This window comes from Brevundimonas sp. FV1ye4L (assembly GCF_058681255.1).
Genome location: NZ_CM178734.1, coordinates 1843201 through 1864637, shown reverse-complemented (window position 1 = coordinate 1864637; position 21437 = coordinate 1843201). Strand labels below are relative to the sequence as shown.

The 21437-nt window shown below is 65.9% G+C and carries 18 protein-coding genes; 14 read left to right on the top strand and 4 right to left on the bottom strand.

Annotated features, from left to right (window positions below; genetic code table 11):
* Nucleotides 1–34: 34 nt before the first annotated feature.
* Complete coding sequence (locus ACW17X_RS08970) at nucleotides 35–1153, bottom strand: DUF5694 domain-containing protein (protein ID WP_492096829.1); 1119 nt, start codon at nucleotides 1151–1153, stop codon at nucleotides 35–37.
* 181 nt (nucleotides 1154–1334) lie between these two features.
* On the opposite strand from ACW17X_RS08970, the gene ACW17X_RS08965 reads away from it, so the two are divergent.
* Nucleotides 1335–1838, top strand: coding sequence for a hypothetical protein (locus ACW17X_RS08965; RefSeq protein ID WP_492096828.1), 504 nt, complete (start codon nucleotides 1335–1337; stop codon nucleotides 1836–1838).
* Between the two features lie 2 nt (nucleotides 1839–1840).
* Here ACW17X_RS08965 and ACW17X_RS08960 read toward each other — a convergent pair whose 3' ends face one another.
* Complete coding sequence (locus ACW17X_RS08960) at nucleotides 1841–2476, bottom strand: exopolysaccharide biosynthesis protein (protein WP_492096827.1); 636 nt, start codon at nucleotides 2474–2476, stop codon at nucleotides 1841–1843.
* Between the two features lie 111 nt (nucleotides 2477–2587).
* Between ACW17X_RS08960 and ACW17X_RS08955 the strand changes: the two genes are divergently transcribed.
* The 3 genes from ACW17X_RS08955 to ACW17X_RS08945 are packed head-to-tail and all read left to right on the top strand — an operon-like array spanning nucleotide 2588 to nucleotide 4322.
* Nucleotides 2588–3163 carry a YqaA family protein gene (locus ACW17X_RS08955; RefSeq protein ID WP_492096826.1) on the top strand — a complete coding sequence of 192 codons (576 nt, stop codon included), beginning with the start codon at nucleotides 2588–2590 and terminating at the stop codon, nucleotides 3161–3163.
* 39 nt (nucleotides 3164–3202) lie between these two features.
* The gene (locus tag ACW17X_RS08950) at nucleotides 3203–3745 is read left to right on the top strand and encodes a disulfide bond formation protein B (protein ID WP_492096825.1); all 543 of its coding nucleotides are present in this window, start codon (nucleotides 3203–3205) and stop codon (nucleotides 3743–3745) included.
* Between the two features lie 4 nt (nucleotides 3746–3749).
* The gene (locus ACW17X_RS08945) at nucleotides 3750–4322 is read left to right on the top strand and encodes a demethoxyubiquinone hydroxylase family protein (RefSeq protein WP_492096824.1); all 573 of its coding nucleotides are present in this window, start codon (nucleotides 3750–3752) and stop codon (nucleotides 4320–4322) included.
* 165 nt (nucleotides 4323–4487) lie between these two features.
* Here ACW17X_RS08945 and ACW17X_RS08940 read toward each other — a convergent pair whose 3' ends face one another.
* The gene (locus ACW17X_RS08940; protein ID WP_492096823.1) at nucleotides 4488–5690 is read right to left on the bottom strand and encodes an acetyl-CoA C-acyltransferase; all 1203 of its coding nucleotides are present in this window, start codon (nucleotides 5688–5690) and stop codon (nucleotides 4488–4490) included.
* A 310-nt stretch (nucleotides 5691–6000) separates the two neighbouring features.
* Between ACW17X_RS08940 and ACW17X_RS08935 the strand changes: the two genes are divergently transcribed.
* The 10 genes from ACW17X_RS08935 to ACW17X_RS08890 all read left to right on the top strand — a co-directional run bounded on the left by ACW17X_RS08935 (nucleotide 6001) and on the right by ACW17X_RS08890 (nucleotide 18905).
* A complete protein-coding gene (locus ACW17X_RS08935) occupies nucleotides 6001–7146 on the top strand; it encodes an OmpA family protein (protein WP_492096822.1) in 1146 nt (381 codons plus the stop codon).
* Between the two features lie 533 nt (nucleotides 7147–7679).
* Complete coding sequence (locus ACW17X_RS08930) at nucleotides 7680–8813, top strand: capsular polysaccharide export protein, LipB/KpsS family (RefSeq protein ID WP_492096821.1); 1134 nt, start codon at nucleotides 7680–7682, stop codon at nucleotides 8811–8813.
* 179 nt (nucleotides 8814–8992) lie between these two features.
* Nucleotides 8993–11353, top strand: coding sequence for a TonB-dependent receptor domain-containing protein (locus tag ACW17X_RS08925; RefSeq protein WP_492096820.1), 2361 nt, complete (start codon nucleotides 8993–8995; stop codon nucleotides 11351–11353).
* A 160-nt stretch (nucleotides 11354–11513) separates the two neighbouring features.
* Nucleotides 11514–12533: an agmatine deiminase family protein gene (locus ACW17X_RS08920; protein ID WP_492096819.1), complete on the top strand. Its 1020-nt coding sequence runs from the start codon at nucleotides 11514–11516 to the stop codon at nucleotides 12531–12533.
* Entirely contained in the window at nucleotides 12530–13393 is an 864-nt protein-coding gene (gene aguB / locus ACW17X_RS08915; protein WP_492096818.1) for an N-carbamoylputrescine amidase, read from the top strand. The genes ACW17X_RS08920 and aguB overlap by 4 nt, the downstream gene beginning before the upstream one ends.
* A gap of 91 nt (nucleotides 13394–13484) precedes the next feature.
* Nucleotides 13485–14624: an acyl-CoA dehydrogenase family protein gene (locus tag ACW17X_RS08910; protein WP_492096817.1), complete on the top strand. Its 1140-nt coding sequence runs from the start codon at nucleotides 13485–13487 to the stop codon at nucleotides 14622–14624.
* Nucleotides 14621–15676 (top strand): enoyl-CoA hydratase/isomerase family protein, encoded by a 1056-nt coding sequence (locus ACW17X_RS08905; RefSeq protein WP_492096816.1) that lies wholly within the window; start codon nucleotides 14621–14623, stop codon nucleotides 15674–15676. Before ACW17X_RS08910 ends, ACW17X_RS08905 begins: the two co-directional genes overlap by 4 nt.
* A gap of 27 nt (nucleotides 15677–15703) precedes the next feature.
* On the top strand, nucleotides 15704–16606 hold the full coding sequence (gene mmsB / locus ACW17X_RS08900; protein ID WP_492096815.1) for a 3-hydroxyisobutyrate dehydrogenase: 903 nt from the start codon (nucleotides 15704–15706) through the stop codon (nucleotides 16604–16606).
* Nucleotides 16607–16700: 94 nt separating this feature from the next.
* The gene (locus ACW17X_RS08895) at nucleotides 16701–17648 is read left to right on the top strand and encodes a flavin reductase family protein (protein ID WP_492096814.1); all 948 of its coding nucleotides are present in this window, start codon (nucleotides 16701–16703) and stop codon (nucleotides 17646–17648) included.
* Nucleotides 17649–17720: 72 nt separating this feature from the next.
* Nucleotides 17721–18905: an acetyl-CoA C-acyltransferase gene (locus ACW17X_RS08890; protein ID WP_492096813.1), complete on the top strand. Its 1185-nt coding sequence runs from the start codon at nucleotides 17721–17723 to the stop codon at nucleotides 18903–18905.
* On the opposite strand, the gene gyrB is transcribed toward ACW17X_RS08890, so the two are convergent.
* Nucleotides 18902–21328, bottom strand: a complete 2427-nt coding sequence (gene gyrB, locus ACW17X_RS08885) for a DNA topoisomerase (ATP-hydrolyzing) subunit B (RefSeq protein WP_492096812.1) — start codon at nucleotides 21326–21328, stop codon at nucleotides 18902–18904. The genes ACW17X_RS08890 and gyrB overlap by 4 nt on opposite strands.
* Nucleotides 21329–21437: the final 109 nt, after the last annotated feature.

The following is a 21437-nucleotide window of genomic DNA, read 5'->3' as shown; positions in this document are numbered from 1 at the left end:
CCACGGGGTCGTGATGGAGGGCGCGCCGCCGGCCTCAGCGCAGCACGACCTCGGCGTCGATCAGTCGGACATCGTGCATCTGGTTCAGATAGGCTTCGTAGTAGCCCTTGTGCGAGCCGCCGACGATGGCGAGCATCCGCGTGCCTGGATAGCGACCCAGGACGTCACGCATATTGGCGACCATACGCAGGTTGCGGGTTTCCCAGTAGCCGAGATACTGGCGCCCGAACATCTGCGGCGACGGCTCCACCAGGGTCGCGCCGAAGTCGGAGCGATAGGCCATCTGCTGCGCCTCCGCGGAATTATTGGCCCGATAGATGTCCAGTAGGCCGCCGGGTTGGGAGATCCGTTCGACTAGTCGGGCGTATTCTTCCCGGCGCGTCTCGCTGGCCGGATTGCTCCAGGCCGCCATGATCGCAGCCTGGGCGGCTTCGTTTTCCGATTTGTCGTTCGGTTCGGGCGTGTCGGCGGAATGGTCGTCCACGCTCCACAGACGCTCCAGCCCCATCCGCGCCGCGACAGGGGCGGCGATCGCGTAGGTCTCGTTCCGGCGCGTCCGGAGCCGTTCGAGCATGGCGATGAGTTCGAGGGTGAGCGCGCCGTCCGCGATCCGATCCTCCGGCGCCAGACGCAACCATTGCACCAGTGCGGAGCCGCGCTCTCCGGCCGCCATGAAGACGGCGGCGAGGCGCCGCCGCTGCGCGGCCGTGGGTTGGGCGGGCCAGTCGGCCAGAAGACGTTCCGCCTCGGCGTTGGCGGCGGGCACGTCCAGGCCCGTCGCCTGGTTCGCCGGCGTCGGATCCCAGCAATAGTACTTGATGCTTTCGGCGTAGCGCGAGGGATAACGGCGCAGGCTGTCGCATTGAAGCCCCGACACGTCCTCGGTGGCCACGGCGGTCGGACGCCAGGCGGTCAAACGGTCCAGCAGCGGCGACAGAAGATCCGTCTGAAACCCCTCCTCCAGTTCCGACAGATGCAGGGTCCCCAGAACCAGAACCTCATTGAGCGGCCCCGCCGGCGGCCCTTTCAGAGCGGATGGGTCGAAGCTGGGCCTGTAGTCGGGCGCGACTCCCTCTTGGGCCAGAGAAGGCGAGGCCACGCCCAAGGTCAGGAAGATAGAGGTGAGGATCAGAGAGGAGGCAAGACGGATCATTGCGTTCGGCCCAAGTGTAAAAACAGGTCGCTGAACGCGACGTCAGACATGTCTTCCGACAAAGTTGAGGGAAACTCCCGTTAAACTTTGGACATTCTGCGATGATCAGGGATGGTCGCGCAGAATCATGATCTCGTCGCGAAGCTGAGACGCGAGGCATAAGGGGCGCAGTGCGCAAGTCATGGAAGACTTAGAACCGAACGGCGAGCTGTGGTCCCTCTGGCGGCGACTGAAGGCGCTGTTTCCGGTCTGGAGCCTGCTGCCGTCGAGCGTCTATACGCCCGGCGCCTGGGGCTACACGGGCGTGGATTTCGTCAGCGGCTTTCGCCGCAATCCCTCGACCCTGAAGGCCTTCACCCTGCTGGACGGGTTGGACCGCGCCAGCTTCGACGCGCTCGCGGCCTTGGCGGACCTGAATGCACGGCGCCAGGACCAGATGCTGCGGTTCGTCATCATCTGCTACTTGACCGTTCCGGTCTCTATCCTGGCTCTGACGGCCGATGTGGCCGGCGACAGCCTGCTGAGCTTTACTCGCGCCCACATGTCCCTGGTGATCAGTATTCTGGCGATCATGGGCCTGGGCCCCCTGAGCTATCTTATGAGCCAGTGGCGCTCGCGTCAGATCATCGGCGTGCTGGATCTGATCCGGATCGAACGGGGGTTCACGGCCCGGCCCGAGGCATAGGGTCAGCCCGGCAGAAGCCGCGTCGCCCATTCGGCGCCCAGCAGCACGCCGGTCGCCACCATGCCCAGCAGGGTCAGCCAGGCGGTCGTCACCGCCGCCCCGGCGATCACGAACAGGCCGTCGCGCTGGATCAGGCCGACGGACAGCAGGGCCAGGGCGATGGAGGGGATGGTGTTGGTCATCGGCAGGACGATGGTCAGGGTGGCCAGGATCATGAAGACCGCCGCCAGCTTCTCGCCCGGCCCGTCGGCGAAGCGACGCAGGCGGGGGCGCGACAGACGGTCGATCCAGCCGAGTTTCGACTCGGCGAAATCGGCCATGGCCTTCAGCCACGAGGCCTTGGCGCGCAGGTTCAGCAGCCAGCGCGGCAGCCAGGGTTCCTCGCGGCCGACCAGCATCTGGGCCGCCAGCAGGATGATGGCGACGCCGACCACCTGGGGCACGCCGTAAAGGCCGGGCACCAGGCAGGGAATGGACAGTAGCAGGATCAGCAGGCCGTAGGCCCGTTCGTCCAGACGGTCGCGGATCTCGTCCAGGGTCAGGCCCGCCTCGCCGCCTTCATCGGACAGGCGGCGCAGCAGGCGGGTGATATTGTGGCTGACGTCGTCAGCCTGGCGGGTCGGGCGGGGAGCGGTCATTTGACGCTCCTTCTAGACGGCGGCGGCTGCGGTCGCGAGCGTTGCGGTGTCGCAGCGGGTGACGGGAAGGCCGGGTCTTGCTACGGCTTCAGGTCTCCCGGGGGACTATCCATGCTTCGCAAGCTCTATGACGGCGTCTTCAATCTGGCGCGCCATCGTCACGCCACGCCCGCGCTGGCGGTGGTGTCCTTCGCCGAGAGTTCGTTCTTTCCCATTCCGCCCGATGTGATGCTGGCGCCGATGATTCTGGCCAAGCCGGAGAAGGCCTATTTCTACGCCGGCGTCTGCACCCTCGCTTCGGTTCTGGGCGGGATCCTGGGCTACGCTATCGGTTATTTCCTGACCGACGTCGGCTTGGCGATTCTGCGGTTCCTTGGCCACGCGGACGGGCTGGACCATTTCCGTGAATGGTTCGCGCAGTGGGGGCTGTGGGTCATATTGATCAAGGGCTTCACCCCCATTCCCTACAAGCTGGTGACCATCGCCTCGGGTCTGGCGGCCTTCAGCTTCCCGATCTTCATGGCGGCGTCGGTGGCGACGCGGGGCGGGCGGTTCTTCCTGGAGGCCTGGATCCTGAAGACCTGGGGGCCGGTCATGCTGGCCGAAGTCGAGAAGCGGCTGGCTTTGTGGTCCGGGGCGGGGTTGGTGGTGCTGATCGCCCTGATCGTCGTGCTGAAGCTTCTGTAAGTCGACGACGGGACTGGACCGGAGTAAGACCGTTTCACGATGAGAAAACTCTATCGCCTGCTGACCCGTTGGTGGACCGCCTTCGCCCTGGCCGCGTCGCTGGCCATGCTGGGTGCGGCTCATGCGTTTGAGCGGTTCGCGGGCCTGGCGCCCTGCAACCTGTGTCTGAAGCAGCGCGAGGTCTATTGGGGCGCGGTGGCCGTGGCGGTGGTGGCGACGGCCTGGACCATTCTGAGCGGCAGCCGACGCGGCACGCCGCGGATCGCCTCTTTCCTTTTGGCGGCCGTTTTCGCCACCGGGGCCGTGACGGCAATCTTCCACATGGGCGGCGAATACAAGTGGTGGAGCCTGCCGGCGACCTGCGTCGGCGGGGGCGGAGTCGATCTGGAAAGCCTGACCGCCCTGGCGCTGGGGACGGGGCCGAGCCAGCGGGTGGCCATGTGCGATTCCGTGGCCTGGAGCTGGCTGGGTCTGTCGATGGCCGGTTGGAACGGCCTGATATCCCTGGCGTTGGCGATATTCAGCCTGCTGGCGGCCAAACGCCCCAAGGACGCCCGCGCCCCCCGGTTCGAAAAGGCCTGACGCCATGACCGACGCCGCCCCTCATATCCCGCTGCCTCGTCCCGGAATGGGCGCCAGCAAGGCGCGGATGGACGAGATCCTGCGGGTCGATCACGCCGGCGAATATGCGGCCGTGCTGATCTATCGCGCCCAGAAGGCGGTGTTCGAAGGGCGCAAGGCGCACGGCGACATGGTGCGCGACCTGGGCGAGATGCAGGACCAGGAGGCGGTGCATCTGGCGCGGTTCGAACGGCTGCTGAACGAACGCCGGGTGCGGCCCACGGCGATGACGCCGCTGTGGCGGATCGCGGCCTCGGCCCTGGGCGCGGGCACGGCCCTGATGGGCGAGAAGGCGGCGCACGCCTGCACCGAGGCGGTCGAGAGCGTGATCGAGAAACACTATGCCGACCAGATCGCCGAGATCGGCGACCGCGACCCGGCCCTGGCCGCCGAGCTGAAACAGTTCCGCGACGAGGAGCTGGCCCACCATGACCACGCCATCGACCACGGCAGCCGCGAGGCCCCGGCCTACCGGTTGCTGAGCGGGGTGATCAAGGCCGGGTGCCGGGTGGCGATCAAGGTCAGCGAGAAGATCTAGACCGTCTCCTCCCTGCGAAGCGGGGAGGGGGGCGTGCGAAGCGTGGTGGAGGGGCTATTGAAGTCCCACTGGCGCCTGTGATGCGGTGAAGAACCCCTCCGTCACGGCGCAAAGGCGCGCCGCGCCACCTCCCCATCGCTTCGCGACGGGGAGGAGACGGGAGCGTCAGAAGATCTCGAACAATCCCGCCGCGCCCATTCCGCCGCCGATGCACATGGTGACGACGCCGTATTTGGCGCCGCGCCGTTTGCCCTCGATCAGGACGTGGCCGGTCATGCGGGCGCCGGACATGCCGTAAGGGTGGCCGATGGAGATGGCGCCGCCCGAGACGTTCAGCAGCTCGTCCGGGATGCCCAGCTGGTCGCGGCAGTAGAGAACCTGGACGGCGAAGGCCTCGTTCAGCTCCCAGATGCCGATGTCGTCCACCGTCAGGCCGTGGCGTTTCAGCAGTTTGGGCACGGCGTAGACCGGGCCGATGCCCATCTCGTCCGGCTCGACCCCCGCCACCGCCATGCCGCGATAGGCGCCCAGCGGCTGGAGATTGCGCTTCACCGCTTCGCCGGCCTCCATGATGACGCAGGCCGAGGCCCCATCCGATAGCTGGGACGCGTTACCTGCGGTGATGAATTCGCCCTGCTGAATCTCCTCGCCGCTGCCGAAGACCGGCTTCAACGCCTTCAAGCCCTCAAGCGTCGTGTCGGGCCGGTTGCCCTCGTCCTTCGACAGGGTCACCCCTTTCGAGGAAGTCTCGCCTGTCGCCTTGTCCGTGACCAGCATGGTGGTGGTCATGGGCACGATCTCTGCGTCGAGCCTGCCTGCCGCCTGGGCCTGGGCCGTGCGCTGCTGGGACTGAAGCGCGTATTCGTCCTGGCGGTCGCGGCTGATGTTGTAGCGCCGGGCCACGACCTCGGCCGTCTCCAGCATCGACATATACATATGGGGGGCCAGTTTCAGCAGGGCCTCGTCCTTGCCCCGGTACAGGTTCATGTGCTGGTTCTGGACCAGGGAGATACTCTCCAGCCCGCCGCCGACCGCCATCTTCTGCTGGTCGAACACCACCTGTTTGGCCGCCGTGGCGATGCCCATCAGGCCGGAGGCGCACTGGCGGTCCAGGCTCATGCCCGGAACCGTCGAGGGCAGGCCCGCGGCCAGGGCGATCTGGCGGGCGACGTTCGTGCCGGTCGAGCCCTGCTGCAGGGCCGCGCCCATGATCACGTCCTCGATCTCGGCCGGATCGACGCCGGCGCGCTGGACTGCGTGTTTCACCGCATGGGCGCCGAGCTGCTGGGCCTGGGTGTCGTTGAACGCGCCGCGATAGGCGCGGCCGATCGGGGTGCGGGCGGTAGAGACGATAACGGCTTCGCGCATGGGACTTGCTCCTGGGGGGCTATCGCCCTTGGGGCTGCTGGAGCCCCGTTCCTGTCTGGTTGGACCACTTAAGACGTGGCTTGGGATGTTTCCTCGGTTCCGAAGTTAGGCGCCTCACGTAGCGTCAACGCAAGACGCGGGTCGCTTGGAACGGCGCCGCTTGACCAATCTGCGTTCGCTCATTGTGTTGAAATGGCGCCACAGTCGCCACATTCGTCGAAGCCGGGCGGAACTAGGGCCAGGTGATGTCGTTTGGCTCGGGAACGTCGGGCAGCAGCTCGGCTTCGGCATTTTACAGATTGAGGAAGCTATGAAGCTCAAACTTCTCGCCTCCGTCGCCGTAGCAGGGCTGTTCGCAGCTGGCGCGGCCTCGGCGGAACCGAACGGCTGGTACGGCGCCATCGACGGCGGCTATCAGATCATCGACGACGTCAACGCCGAGTCGTCGACGACCGGCGTGAACTGGAACTATGAAGTGAACGACGGCTGGGCGGCCTTCGCCCGTCTCGGCTATCGCTTTAACCCCAACTGGCGCGTTGAACTTGAAGGCGGCTACCGCTCGGGCGACATCGGCACCGTGCGCGCCGTGTCGGGCCCCGGCGGCGTCTGCAACGTCACCCCGGCGACCGGCGGCTGCTTCTCTCCTGAAGGCAGCATGGACTCCGCCACCCTGATGGCGAACGTCATCTATGACTTCGGCTCTCCCGACTGGGCTCTGCGTCCGTTCGTCGGTCTCGGCGCCGGCGTGAACCGCGTTGACACCAAGGTTTCGGGCAATCTGCGCGACAACCGCGGCGCCACCTTCAACACCGACGAGGACTCGACCGAGTTCGCCGCTCAGGCGATCGCCGGCCTGGCCTGGGCCATCGGCGACCGTACCAACATCGACCTGACCTACCGCTATCTGACCGGAGACGTCTCGTTCGATTCGGCCACTGTCGGCGGCACCGCCTTCGGCGAATGGGACGGCGACTACGACCAGTCGCACACCGTGACCCTGGGCCTGCGCTACAGCTTCGGCGCAGAAGAGATGGCTCCCCCGCCGCCTCCGCCCCCGCCGCCCCCGCCCCCGCCGCCTCCTCCGCCCCCGCCGCCGCCCCCGCCGGTCGCTCAGAAGCCGGCCGCGCGTCAGTTCGTGGTCTACTTCGACTGGGATCGTTCGGATCTGACGGCTGAAGCCCGTTCGGTCGTGACCCAGGCCGCCAACTACGCCAAGACCGGCGCGGCGACCCGCGTCGTGATCGTCGGCTACACCGACACCTCGGGCTCGGCCGCCTATAACCTCGGCCTGTCGAACCGTCGTTCGCGCACCGTCGCGGACGCCCTGGTCGCACAAGGCGTCAACGGCGGCGTCATCGCCCTGGACGGCAAGGGCGAAACCGCCCTGGCCAAGCCCACGGCTGACGGCGTGCGTGAGCCGCTGAACCGTCGCGCCACCATCGACATCAACTTCTAAGCCTTGAGTGCCGACCCGGCTCCGGTCGGGTCGGCCACTAAGGTCGAGGTTTTATGAAGTTGACGGCCAGAGCCGCCGTTTCCTTGCTGGAAGCGGCGGCTTTCTGGTTTTGGCGCCTGCGCATCGCAGCCAAAAACCTGTTTGACGGTCCGTCATTTCGGTTGAACGAATTTCAGCGACAAGCCACATAGAGCAAGATGATCGCCCTCTTCGCCAAACGTTTCGAGTGCGCCGGTCCGGCCTGCGTGTCTTGCCCGGGCGGCGCCATGCGATCGAGAGTCGTCTAGATGGTCGATCTTCGTCCCGTTCATCGGTCCGTGTCAGCGAGGCGCTCGCGCCGCTACCGGCTTCGCGCCGACGGTTCAGGCCTAGCCCAGGCCAGGATCAGAACCCTGCACAAGCCCCAACCAGCTGAAAAGATTGGCGGGCTGACCTATGTCCTCGCTCGACCCGCGGAGGCGGAGAGATCGCAATCCGCGCGTCTGGAGGGGCGGCGGTTTCTTATCGTTTCGGCGCCGTTCGGTAGGTTCAGTTTGGCCCTGGCGGCCGTGCTGGAGGCGCGGGGCGCCACGGTGCGGCGGATGATATTCAACGCCGGCGACGCCATGGAGTGGCGGCGAAGCGGCGGGGTGGTGTTCAAGGGCGGGGCCGATGTCTGGGCGTCGCGGCTTCAGGAAATGACGGCGGAATTCACCGACATTGTCCTGTTCGGCGAGGGCGGTCCCTATAACCGCGCCGTTCTGTCAGCCGGCGAGGGCCTGAAGGCCAAGATTTGGGTGCTTGAGAACGGCTATTTCCGTCCGGACTGGATTACGGTGGAGCGTAATGGGGTGAACGCGTCCAGCGGCCTGCCACGCTTCAAACAGGCCTATGGCGCGCCGGCTCCAAAACTGCCCGAGCCCGTCCAGGTCGGCCGGATTCTGCCGTACCATGTGCTGAACATCAGCGCCTATCATCTGGTCCAGGGGGTGGGCGGGCTGCTTTTCCCGCGCTACGTCAACCACTATACGTTTTCGCCCCTGGCCCAGTGCCTGGGCCATATTCGGCGCTATCTGGGTCTGGCCTTCCAGTCCTCCGCCGCCAGCCATGTGGACGCCATCGCGCCGCGGGGCGATTTCTTCATCGCCTGTCTTCAGCGCGAGGGCGACGCCCAACTGCTGCGTTATTCGCGCTATCCGGACAATACCGCCTTCCTGGCGAGGCTTATGACCAGTTTTGCGACCCATGCGCCCAAACAGGCCCGTCTCGTGGTCAAGAACCATCCGCTTGACCCGGGCGTGGTCGATCTGGCGGCGGTGACTCGCCGGCTGGTCATAGAGCGCGGGCTGCAGGGCCGGGTCGATTTCATTGACGGCGGCAATCTGGCCCAGTTGTGCCGGGCCTCGCGTGGCATGGTGGTCAATAACTCCAGCGCCGCCCTGTCGGCTCTGGGCTTCCAGACCCCGGTCAAGGTGATGGGCGACGCCTTCTTCGACTTCGACGGTCTGACGGATCAGAAATCGCTGGACGATTTCTGGGCGGCGCCCCAGGCGCCAGATCCGGCCCTCTTCGCCCGTTTCCGTGCCCATGTGATCGCTCAAAGCCAAGTGAACGGCAATTTCCACGAACCCCGGGCGATTGAGCGGACGGCGCAAGGCGTGGCGGATATGTTCGGGCGGATTTTCTAGCCAATCCGACATAGAACGGCATGAATGTTGCGATCCGGCCACAGATGTGGCGCGTCATATCACTGTCATATAACTGTCGCCTGACGTTGCAATGGCGGACGTAGATGGGGCCAGATTTCGGCAGGCGACCCCGCCTGTCGCCTTTGGGCCTGTTCGGCCTCCATCTGGGGATAGATGCAATGATCAACCGCAAGCGCCTCTTCTGGGCGACCACCGCCATCGTCGGCGTCATGGCCGGCGCGGGCGCCGCCTCCGCGCAATCGACCGGTACGGAAGCCGCCGAACTGAACGAAATCGTCGTCACCGGTCAGCGCGGCCCGCGCACCATCGACGGCGCTATCGTGGCTGAAAACGTCTCAAAGTCGCGGGCTTCCGTGACCGAAGAATATATTTCGACCCAGGCTCCCGGCCAGACGATCCTGAACTCGATCAACCTGCTGCCGGGCGTGAACTTCACCAACAATGACGCGTTCGGTTCGTCGGGCGGTGATCTGACGATTCGCGGTTTCGACTCGGCACGCATTTCGCTGACTCAGGACGGTGTTCCGCTGAACGATACCGGCAACTACGCCATCTATTCGAACCAGCAGTTGGACCCTGAGGTGATCAGCCGGGCGACCGTCAACCTCGGCACGACCGACGTCGATAGTCCGACCGCTTCGGCGACCGGCGGCACCGTGAACTACTCCACGCGCCGCCCGGAAGAAGAGTTCGGCGTCATACTGCAGCCCTCGATCGGCGAGACCGGTTATCGCCGCTTCTTCGGCCTAGTGGACACCGGCGCTTTCGGGCCCTGGGGCACAACGGCCTGGTTCTCGGCGTCGAAAACCCAGTACGACCACTTCATCGGCGCCGGCGGCGTTGATAAGACGCAGTATAATGGTCGCCTTTACCAGGCGCTTGGCGACAACGGCGACTTCCTGTCGCTGACCGCCAACTACAACGAGAACCGCAACAGCTTCATCGCTCGCAAGACGCTTGCTCAGTTCAACGCAGGTACGGCTTACGACTCGGGCAACTCGCTGTCTTCCACCCTGGTGAACATCAACCCGTCGAACACGGGCAATATTCGTGGCGCTTCGCGCTTTACGCTGCGTGACAACCTTGTCCTGACGGTCGACCCGTCCTTCCAGTACGTCCTGGCGCACGGCGGCGGCACTCAGACCATGAGTGAAACCGACGCGCAACTGCGGGGCAATTCTTCGGCCGCTGGTGTGGACCTGAACGGCGACGGCGTGATCAACGGCGCGACCCGCGTGACCCTATTCCGCCCGAATATTACCAACACCCACCGGTACGCCCTGACTAGCTCGCTGATCTGGGACATCAACGAAGATAACCGCCTGCGCGTCGCCTATACTTACGACAACGGCCGTCACCGCCAGACGGGTCAGTTCGGCTACATCGACGCCAATGGAAAACCGGAAGACCCCTTCGCCGGCCGTAACGGCACGTCGGTGAAACTGCCGGACGGTACCATCCTGCGCCGTCGCGACCGCCTGTCCTACGCCAAGCTGAATCAGATCGCCGCCGAATATCGCGGCAACTTCTTCAACGATGCGGTCAGCCTGGATCTTGGCGTCCGCGCGCCCTACTTTGACCGCGAGCTGAACAACTACTGCTACCAGCGCGACACCTTCAACGCCTACTGCACGACCCAGGTCGGAACGCCGGTGGCTGGAACGGACTTGGTGACTTTCCCGGCCTCGTCGATGAACAGCAGCGCGTCGAACACCTACGGCAAGCCCCGTTCGTTCAGCAAGAGCTATGAAGCCGTCCTGCCAAATGGCGGCCTGACCTGGCGCTTCGCCGATCACAACTCGGTCTATGTCAGCTACGCCGAAGGCTTCTCGGCGCCTCGGACGGACGATCTGTACGACAAGGTCGACGTGAACCCGGAGCCCGAGCGCACCAACTCTTACGACATCGGCTATCGCTACCAGGCTCCTGGCCTGATCGGCTCGATCGCAGCGTGGAAGACGGACTATTCGAACCGTATCGTGCGGACCTTCGATGAGGCGGAGAACCTGTTCCTGACCCGCAACGTCGGCGACGTGACGCTTCAGGGCTTTGACGGTCAACTCGGCTGGTCGCCGTTCGAGAAGTTCAACATCACCGGCTCGGTGACCTATACGGACAGCGAAGTTAAGAGCAATCTGCCCAACGGCGTCGTCAATGGTGTGCCGGTCTTCATCCAAACCGCCGGCAATCAACTGGTCGAAACTCCGGAGTGGCAATATGGCATGCGGGTCGCCTATTCGGTGGGTCCGTTCGACCTGGGCCTGCAGGGCAAATATGTCGGAGAGCGCTTCTCCAACGACATCAACACTGAAGTCGCGCCCGACTACACCACCTTCGATCTGGACGTCCGTTATAACCTCGCCAGCCTCGGCAATAGTGGATCCTATATCCAGTTCAACGTGATCAACCTGTTCGACGAAGAATATCTGGCCGATATCTCGACCTCGACGACCGGCTCTGCCAGCTACCAGCTCGGCGCGCCCCGTACGGCGATGGTGACCTTGCGCGCTGCCTTCTAAGGCAAAGCCAGACTGAAACGACGAAGGGCGGTCCGTTCGCGGGCCGCCCTTTTTCTTTGCTGAGGCCCGGCGTTGAAGTCGGGGACGGGAGGGGCCATATGGCGCGGCTCGCGTTTCGTCTCCGGATACGCCCCGGGACAAAGACAGGATCAGTTTGCCGATGACCGCTCCCATCTCCGCTCCCATCCCCGCAGAATGGGCTCCGCACCGCGCCATGTGGGTGGGCTGGCCCAGTCATGCCGAGTACTGGTTTGATGCGCTGGAGCAGGCGCAGGACGAGGTCGAGGGTCTGGTGCGGGCGCTGGCCGGGCCGGGGCGTGAACAGGTCAGGCTGATGGTCGGCAAGGCCGAGGTGCTGGCGGACGCCCAGGCGCGCTTTGAGGGCGTCGAGAATGTCGAGGTGGTGGCCGGGGAGTTCGGCGACATCTGGCTGCGCGACACCGGGCCGATCTTCGGCGCGGGGTCCAAGACGGCGGCGGCGTTCCGGTTCAACGGCTGGGGCGGCAAGTATGGCATGCCGGGCGACGAACGGGTCGCGGGCCAGATCGGCGAGCATTCGGGCGTGGCCCTGACGTGGAACGATTTCGTTATGGAAGGCGGGTCGCTGGACCACGACGGGGAGGGGACGGTCCTGACCACGCGTCAGTGCCTGCTGAACCCCAACCGCAACCCGGCCTGGAATCAGGATGAGACGGTCGCGACCGCCGCGCTGGAGACGGCCGTCGGCGCCAAGGCCGTGCTGTGGCTGGGCGACGGCCTGCTGAACGATCACACCGACGGACACGTCGACAACCTGGCCCGTTTCGTCGCGCCGGGCGTCGTCGCCTGCCCGGTCGCCTGGGGGCGGAACGACCCCAACGCCGAGGTCTATGACGCCACGGCGCGCGATCTGTCGGGCATGACGGATGCTGAGGGACGTAAGCTCCGTGTGCTGAGGATCCCGTCGCCGGGCCTGGTGCTGGACGAGGACGAACGCCCGATTCCGGCCAGCCACATGAACTTCCTGATCGCCAACGGCGCCGTGGTGGTGCCGACCTATGGCGACGACGAGGCCGCGCGGTTCGCCTGCGAGGCCCTGGCGACCGCCTTCCCCGATCGCGAGATCATCCCGCTTCCGTCCAAGGCTATCCTGACCGGCGGCGGCTCGTTCCACTGTATCTCCCAGCAGGAGCCCGCATGACCCGCAACATCACTGTCGCCGGCATCCAGACCTCGTATGGCGAGGATATGCAGGCGAACATCGCCAAGACCATCGACTTCGTGCGCGAGGCGGCGGGCAAGGGCGCGCAGGTGATCCTGCCGTCGGAACTGTTCCAGGGGCCGTATTTCTGCGTGTCGCAGGAGGAGCACTGGTTCAGCCAGGCCTATGAATGGCGCGAGCATCCGTGCGTCACGGCCATGGCGCCGGTGGCCAAAGAACTGGGCGTGGCCATTCCCGTCTCCATCTTCGAGAAAGACGGGCCGCAGTATTACAACTCGCTGGTCATGCTGGATGCGGACGGCGAGGCTCTGGGCGTCTATCGCAAGAGCCATATTCCCGACGGCCCCGGCTATCAGGAGAAATATTATTTCCGGCCGGGCGATACGGGCTTCAAGGTCTGGAAGACGCGCTTCGGCAAGGTCGGGGTCGGCATCTGCTGGGATCAGTGGTTCCCGGAGGCGGCGCGGGCGATGATGCTGATGGGCGCCGACGTGCTGATGTATCCGACCGCCATCGGCACCGAGCCGCACGACGCGAGCCTCCACACGGCCCAGCCGTGGCGCCGGGCCATGCAGGGGCACGCCGTGTCCAACGCGGTTCCCGTCGTCGGCGCCAACCGGATCGGGCATGAGACGGTGACGGCGGTCGGCCAGACCTTCTACGGCCATTCCTTCATCGCTGATCAGCAGGGCGAACTGGTCGATAGCCTGGGCGCCGAGGAGGAGGGGGTGCTGGTGCACCGCTTCGACCTGGATGAGCTGGACAAGTACCGCGCAGTCTGGGGCTTTTTCAGGGATCGGCGGACGGATCTGTATGGGGTGCTGACGGGGGCGAGATAGTCAGCCATCATCATCGTGGGGCGTATCCCATTGCTGTCCAGTGTGGCCGGTGGTCGGGACGCCCCAGGATGACTGAGCAGGTTTAGAGATCATGGATTTCGCCCTTACCGATGACCAGCGCGCCATTCAGGACGCGGCCCGCGCCTTCGCCGAGGCCGAACTGGCGCCCCATTCGGCCAAGTGGGACGAGGAGAAGCATTTCCCCGTCGATGTGATGAAGCAGGCGGCCGAGATGGGCTTTTGCGGCATCTACACGGGTGAGGAACACGGCGGCATGGCCCTGGGCCGGGTCGAGGCGGCGCTGATCTTTGAGGAACTGTCGCGCGGCGACGTGGCGACGGCGGCCTTCATCTCGATCCACAATATGGCGACCTGGATGATCGACCGGTTCGGGGCGGACGATCTGCGCGCCCGCTTCGTGCCGGATCTGGTCGGGATGGAGAAAATCGCCTCCTATTGCCTGACCGAGCCGGGCTCCGGGTCGGACGCAGCGGCGCTGCGGACGACGGCGGTGCGCGACGGCGACCACTATGTATTGAACGGGTCCAAGGCCTTCATCTCGGGCGCGGGGACCAGCGATCTCTATGTCGTCATGGTCCGCACGGGCGGGGAGGGGGCGAAGGGTGTCAGCGCTCTCGTCGTCGAGGCCGGGACGGCCGGCCTGTCGTTCGGCGCGCAGGAACGCAAGATGGGCTGGAACGCCCAGCCGACCGCCATCGTCCAGTTCGACGACTCCCGTGTGCCCGTCGCCAATCTGCTGGGTGAAGAAGGGGCGGGGTTCCGTTACGCCATGGCCGGGCTGGACGGCGGGCGACTGAACATCGCCGCCTGTTCGCTGGGCGGGGCGCGTCTGGCGCTGGAGACGGCGCAGGATTACGTCGCCACCCGCAAACAGTTCGGTCGGCCGCTGGGCGAGTTCCAGGCGTTGCAGTTCAAGCTTGCGGACATGGCCACGGACCTGGAGGCGGCGCGGCTGATGGTGCTGCGCGGCGCCTGGGCCATCGACGCCGACCATCCGGAAAAGACCAAATGGTGCGCCATGGCCAAGCGTCTGGCCACCGACGCCTGTTTCCAGATCGCCGACGAGGCCCTGCAACTGCACGGCGGTTACGGCTATCTGAAGGATTATCCGCTAGAGCGGATCGTGCGCGATCTGCGGGTCCACCGCATCCTGGAAGGGACGAACGAGATCATGCGGGTGATCATCGCGCGGGAGATGTCCAGAGCATGACCGAACTCGAAATCATCGCCCGCATCGAGAACGGGGTCGGCCGCATCACTTTGAACCGGCCCAAGGCCATCCATGCGCTCAACCGGGCGATGTGCGAGGCGATGACCGAGGCCTTGCTGACCTGGCGCGAGGATGAGGCGGTGAAGTCGGTGCTGGTCGATCATGCCGGCGAGCGCGGCTTCTGCGCCGGCGGCGACATCCGCATGATAGCCGAGAGCGGGGCGGGGGATGCGTCCGAGGCCAAGGCCTTCTTCCTGGCCGAATACCGGCTGAACCATCTGATGTTCGATTATCCCAAACCGATTACGGCGATCGTGGACGGGATCGTCATGGGCGGCGGCGTCGGGATATCGGAGCCTGCAGCCATCCGTATCGCCACCGAGCGCACCACCTACGCCATGCCGGAGACGGGCATCGGCCTGTTTCCCGATGTGGGCGGCGGCTGGTTTCTCCCGCGTTTGCCGGGCCAGACCGGCGTCTGGCTGGCGCTGACGGGCGCGCGGCTGAAGGCGGCGGACACGGTGGCCTTGGGAATCCATACCCACTTCGTTCCGGCTATCGATATCGAAGGCTTCAAGGCGGCGCTGCTGGCGAACCCTGCGGACCCGCTGGAAGAGGCGAACCGCTGGGTCTGCGCCACCGACCCGGAAGAGGCGCCGCTGAACCCTCATCGCGAGGCCATCGACCGGCTGTTCGCCTTCGACACGGTCGAGGCTATTTTCGCGGCGCTGGAGGCGGACGGTTCGGATTGGGCTCTGGCGCAGTTGGCGACGTTGAAGACCAAGTCGCCGCAATCGCTGAAGGTCACGTTGCGCCAGCTGCGGACCGGCGCGACGCTCGCCGGCTTCGCCGAGAACATGGCGATGGAATACGCCCTGGGCGGTCGGGTGGTGCAGACCCACGACTTCCAGGAAGGCGTGCGGGCCGTGATCGTGGACAAGGACAATGCGCCGAAATGGTCCCCTTCGGACCTGTCGGGCGTTACGGAGGCGACGCTGGACGCGCTGTTCGCGCCGCTGCCGGACAACGAAAAATGGACGCCGCTGCCCTGACAGCGACGCCGACCAAGGGAGAGAACCATGACCAAGATCGCCTTCATCGGCCTGGGCAATATGGGGGGCGGCATGGCCGCCAATCAGGCGAAGGCGGGCCATGCGGTCGCCGCCTTCGATCTGAGCGAGGCGGCGCTGGAGCGGGCTTCGGCGGCAGGCTGTGCGCCTGCGGCCTCGGTCGCGGAGGCTGTACGCGACGCCGAGGTGGTGATCACCATGCTGCCCGCAGGCCCCCATGTGCATAAGGTCTATGCTGAACAGATCATCGGCGCGGCGCCGTCCAGCGCCCTGCTGCTGGATTGCTCGACCATCGACGTCGAAACGGCGCGCAAGGTGGCGGGCCTGGCCAAGGAGGCGGGATACGCCTTCGCCGACGCACCGGTGTCGGGCGGTACGGCGGCGGCGGACGCCGGGACACTTGCCTTCATGGTCGGTTGCGACGAAGGCGACTTCGCGCGCGTCGAAGCGGCGCTTGAGCCGATGAGCCGGATCACCATCCGCGCCGGCGATCACGGCGCCGGTCAGGCGGCCAAGATCTGCAACAACATGCTGCTGGGCGTGTCCATGCTGGGCACGTGCGAGGCCATCGCTCTGGCCGAGAAGCTGGGCCTGGATCCGGAGCGGTTCTTCGAGATCGCGTCCAAATCCTCGGGCCAGTGCTGGAGCGTGACCAGCTATTACCCCTGGCCCGGTCCGGTGCAGACCGCGCCGTCGAACCGCGACTATCAGGGCGGCTTCGCCACGGCCATGATGCTGAAGGATCTGAAGCTGGCCCAGGATGCGGCGGCCAAGTCCGGCGCCTCGACGCCCCTGGGCGCGCAGGCCGAGGCGATGTACGCCCTGTTCGACGGCCTGGGCCACGGCGGGCGAGACTTCTCGGCCATGCTACAGATGCTACGGGGGCGGTTGAGCGATCTGGACGCGGGATGATCCGATCCCCGGCCGCCGGCGTAAATCGTGGCGTCTGCGGCCGGACCTGCCCTATTAGACGTCTCTTCACCGCCGGATTGGACCGCCTCGCTTCATGACTGTATCGCCGCCCCGGATCGGAGGTCTGGACGTCCAGGGTTGGGGCGATCCCGAGGATCCGGTCGTCCTGCTGATCGGACCGCCCGAGCGCCTGTCGCCGGATTGGCGCCATTGGGTGCGGGCGCTGGAAGAGGCGGGACGGCACGTGCTGCTGGCGTCGGTTCTCGAAAAAGGCGAAGAGGCCGCCGCTCTGCGGGGGTTGCTGACCGACATCTCGTCGCGGCCCGCCATTCTATGTGCTTCGGAGACCCTGGGCAGCGTTGCGCCGGCGCTTGTCGTCAAGGGGCCGGCCCTGGCCAGTTGCCTGATCGTCGTCGGCGATGCGCCGCCGCAGGCTGAGGCGATGCTCGATGGCCTGTCGATCCTCTGTCTGGACCCCGCCGATCCAGCTGAGGCGGCGGAGGCGGCCATACTGGGCTTTCTGGAACGCCAGGCGCCGCGCGAGGCCCTCTACTACCAGGCCGGCTCCGATCCCCGCACCCTGCGCGACGCCCTGGGCTGTTTCGCCACCGGGGTGACGGTGGTGACGACGCTGGACGAGGGCGGTCAACCGGTCGGCCTGACCGCCAACTCCTTCTCCTCGGTGTCGCTGGACCCGCCGCTGATCCTGTTCTGCCTCGCCCGCAGTTCGTCCAACCTGGAGCGGTTCAAGCGCGCGGAGCATTTCGCCATCAATGTGCTGCACATCGGCCAGCAGCCGATGTCGGGCGCCTTCGCCCGGTCTTCGGCCGAACGGTTCGACGGCGTGGCCTGGGAGACCTGGGACACGGGCGCGCCGATCCTGTCCGGTTCTCTGGCCAGTTTCGAATGCGCGACCCATCAGGTGGTCGAGGCCGGGGACCATCTGGTCTTCATCGGCCGGGTCACGCGCGCCCGGTTTGAGCCGCGCCGCGACCCGCTGCTCTATTTCAGGGGCCGCTACCGGCGGCTGCACTTCGCCTGATTGAGCAGGCGCCCGTTCACATCGGGCGGTCGGATCGCTATCTCAGACGCCAAAGCAAGAGGAAGCTCGCCCATGTCTGCCGATCCTGTGGTCATCGTCTCCTACGCCCGCACGCCGATGGGCGGTTTCCAGGGCGCGCTGTCGGACGCCAAGTCCACTGACCTGGGCGCGACGGCGGTGAAGGCGGCGCTCGACCGGGCGGGCCTGGATCCGAACAAAGTCGAGCAGATCATCATGGGCTGCGTCCTGCCCGCCGGCCTGGGCCAGGCGCCGGCGCGTCAGGCGGGCCTGGGCGCGGGCCTGCCGATCTCGACCGAGGCGACCACGATCAACAAGATGTGCGGCTCGGGCATGCAGGCCGCGATGATGGCGCACGACGCCCTGCTGGCCGGTTCGGCCGAGGTGATCGTGGCGGGCGGCATGGAGTCGATGACCAATGCGCCGTATCTGATGCAGAAGCACCGGGGCGGCGCCCGGATCGGCCACGACGTCATCTCCGACAGCATGTATCTGGACGGTCTGGAAGACGCCTATGAGCCCGGCAAGCTGATGGGTCAGTTCGCCGAGGACACCGCCAAGGCCTATCAGTTCACCCGCGAACAGCAGGACGCCTACGCGACCGAAAGCGCCGGCCGGGCCAAACGCGCCCAGGACAGCGGCGACTTCGACGCCGAGATCACGCCGGTCGAGGTCAAGACGCGCAAGGGCGTGGTGGTCGTGGACCGAGACGAACAGCCGACCAAGTCCGACCCGTCCAAGATCCCTAATCTGAAGCCCGCCTTCGGCAAGGACGGCACCATCACCGCCGCTTCGGCCGCCTCGATCTCGGACGGCGCCGCCGCCCTGGTCATGATGCGTCAATCGACGGCGGACGCCCTGGGCCTGACCCCGATCGCCCGCGTCGTCAGCCAGGCTGCGCACGCCCATGAGCCCAGCCTGTTCACCACCGCGCCGGTCTTCGCCCTGAAGAAGGCCCTGGCCAAGGCGGGCTGGACCGCCGACGACGTCGATCTGTGGGAGGTCAACGAGGCCTTCGCCATCGTGCCGATGATCGCCATGCAGGAACTGGGCGTTCCGCATGACAAGATCAACGTCAACGGCGGCGCCTGCGCCCTGGGCCATCCGCTGGGCGCCTCGGGCGCGCGTGTGCTGACCACCCTGCTGTCCGCCCTGAAGGCGCGCGGCAAGACCAAGGGCATGGCCGCCCTGTGCATCGGCGGTGGCGAGGCCACCGCCATGGGCGTCGAACTGGTTTAGACGTCGACCGCCGCGTCCAGGGCGTTTTCCTGAATGAACTCGCGGCGTGGCTCGACCACGTCGCCCATCAGTTTGGCGAACAGGTCGTTGGCGTCTTCCTCGTGCTCGACCGAGACCTGCAACAGGGTGCGGGCGTTGGAGTCCAGCGTGGTCTCCCACAGCTGTTCCGGGTTCATCTCGCCCAGACCCTTGTAGCGCTGGATGGCCAGGCCCTTCTTGCCGGCGTCAAGCACCGCGTTCAGCAGGTCCAGCGGCCCGCGGATGGTGGTGGACTTTTCCTTGCGGCGATAGGTGGCCGGAGCGGAGAAGACGCCGTCGAAGGCGGCGGCGCGCTCGGCCAGACGACGTGCGTCCAGCGAACGCAGCAGGGTTTCTTCCAGCACGATGGTTTCCTGCACCGCGCGACGGGTGCGGGTGAAGACGACCGCGCCCTGCTCGCCCGGTGCGCCGGTCCAGTCGCCGTCGCCTTCTTCGGCATAGAGATTTAGACGCACGGCGGCCGCGGCCGAGGCCTGGGTCATGTCGGCGTTGTCGTTGAACAGGCCGGCCAGCGCCGCCTGTTCGATGGCGAAGGCTGGGGCGCGCTGGCTGAGGCGATCGACGCCGCCCTTGAAGGCCTTGGCCTCGCGCACCAGGGCCTGAAGATCGAGACCCAGGCGACGCTCGCCGGTCGACAGGTCCAGCTCAGCCTCGGACGAGCCCTCCTCGATCAGATAGGAGTCCATCTCCGCCTGGTCCTTGAGGTAGCGCGACTGCTTGCCCTTGGAGACCTTATAGAGGGGGGGCTGGGCGATATAGACGTGGCCGCGCGTGATCAGCTCGGGCATTTGGCGATAGAAGAAGGTCAGCAGCAGGGTACGGATGTGGGCGCCGTCGACGTCGGCGTCCGCCATCAGGATGATCTTGTGATAGCGCAGCTTGTCGGCGTTGAAGTCGTCGCGGCCGATGCCGGTGCCCAGGGCCAGGATCAGGGTGCCGATCAGGTCCGACGACAACATCCGGTCGAAGCGCGCGCGCTCGACGTTCAGGATCTTGCCGCGCAGGGGCAGGACGGCCTGATTCTCGCGGTTGCGCGCCTGTTTGGCCGAGCCGCCGGCGGAATCGCCCTCGACGATGAACAGTTCGGACTTGGCGGGATCGCGCTCCTGGCAGTCGGCCAGCTTGCCTGGCAGGCTGCTGATTTCCAGCGCCGACTTGCGGCGGGTCAGGTCGCGCGCCTTGCGGGCGGCTTCACGCGCGGACGCCGCCTCGATGATCTTGGCGACGACCATCTTGGCCTCGACCGGGTGTTCCTCGAACCATTGGGCCAGGCCTTCGGAGCACAGGGCCTCGACGGCGGGGCGCACTTCGGACGAGACCAGCTTGTCCTTGGTCTGTGAGCTGAACTTGGGGTCCGGCACCTTGACCGACAGGACGCAGGTCAGGCCTTCGCGGGCATCCTCGCCGGTGACAGAGACCTTCTCCTTCTTGCCGGCGCCCGAGCTCTCGATATAGCCGCCCATGACGCGCGTCAGGCTGGCGCGGAAGGCCGACAGGTGGGTGCCCCCATCCCGCTGGGGGATGTTGTTGGTGAAGCACAGCATGGTCTCGTGGTAGCTATCGTTCCACCACAGGGCCAGATCCAGCTCGATCCCTTCCTTCTTGCCGCGAATGACGATGACGTCCTTCAGGATCGGCGCCTTGGACTTGTCCAGGTGGCGCACGAAGGCTTCGACCCCGCCCTCGTAGTGCAGGATCATCTCGACCGGTTCGGCATGACGCTGGTCGGCCAGTTTGATGACCACGCCCGAGTTCAGGAAGGCCAGTTCCCGCAGCCTGTGTTCCAGCGTCTTCAGGTCGAAGTCGATGTGGCTGAAGGTCGTGACCGACGGATAGAAGGTGACCTCGGTGCCGCTCAGCGGCTTGCCGGTGTCTTCGCGGATCGGGGCGTCGCCGGTGATCACCAGCGACTTGACCGTGTCGCCGCGCTCGAATCGCATCTGGTGCGCCTTGCCGTCGCGATAAATCTTCAGCTCCAGCCAGTCGGACAGGGCGTTGACCACGGACACGCCCACGCCGTGCAGACCGCCCGAGACCTTGTAGGAGTTCTGGTCGAACTTACCGCCGGCGTGCAGCTGGGTCATGATGACCTCGGCCGCCGAGACGCCTTCGCCTTCGTGGATTCCGGTGGGAATGCCGCGGCCGTTGTCGGTCACCGTGACCGAGCCGTCGGCGTTCAGGATGACCTGGACCAGGTCGGCGTGGCCGGCCAGGGCCTCGTCGATGGCGTTGTCCACCACCTCATAGACCATGTGGTGCAGGCCGGAACCGTCGTCCGTATCGCCGATATACATGCCGGGACGTTTGCGCACCGCGTCCAGGCCTTTGAGAACCTTGATGGAATCGGCGCCGTATTCGGGCATGTCGGCAATCGGATCGGTCATGAAATCTATGGCTCTGAAGTCCCGACCGGGACGGGGATTGAGCGCCGCCTCGGGCGCTCGAATCGACGCCGGGATCGCACCGGGCCGAAGCCCGCAACATATAGGAATT